1 protein-coding gene is annotated in these 638 nt (G+C 66.9%); it reads right to left on the bottom strand.

Annotated features, from left to right (window positions below):
- Window positions 1-638 (bottom strand): branched-chain amino acid ABC transporter substrate-binding protein (locus AC0N04_RS18215; protein ID WP_474283993.1); only part of this gene is annotated, 638 nt, incomplete at both ends.

Below are 638 nucleotides of genomic sequence, written 5' to 3'. Positions count from 1 at the left end.
CCGGCCACCGCGTCCATGCCGCCGAAGAACACCACGTCGGGGTGCACCGCCTTGATGTTGGTCAGGATGGCGGTGAAGTCGGTCGCCTTGTCGTTGGTGAACTCGCGCTTGGTGATGTGGCCGCCCAGGCCCTTGGCACCCTTCTCGAACTCGTCGGCCACGCCCTGGCCGTAGGCGGTGCGGTCATCGATCACCGCGATCGACTTGCCGTGCAGCTGCTGCACCGCGTAGCGGCCCAGCGTGCCGCCCAGGTGCACGTCGTCCGAGACCACGCGGAAGGTGGTCTTGAAGCCCTGGCGGGTGTACTTGGGGTTGGTCGCCGAGGGCGAGATCTGCGGGATGCCCGCGTCGGAGTAGATCTTGGACGCCGGGATCGTGGTGCCCGAGTTCAGGTGGCCGATCACGCCGTTGACCTTCTCGTCGACCAGCTTCTGCGCCGCCGCCGTGCCTTGCTTGGGATCGCCCGCGTCGTCTTCGGCCAGCAGCTCGAAGTGCGCCTTCTTGCCGCCGATCATCACGCCCTTGGCGTTCAGGTCGTCGATCGCCATGCGCGCGCCGTTTTCATTGTCCTTGCCCAGGTGGGCAATCGCCCCGCTCGTCGGGCCCACATGACCGATCTTGACGACCAGGTCGTCGGC

Source organism: Ideonella sp. sgz306126, assembly GCF_056032705.1.
This window is presented reverse-complemented; position numbering and strand designations above follow the sequence as displayed.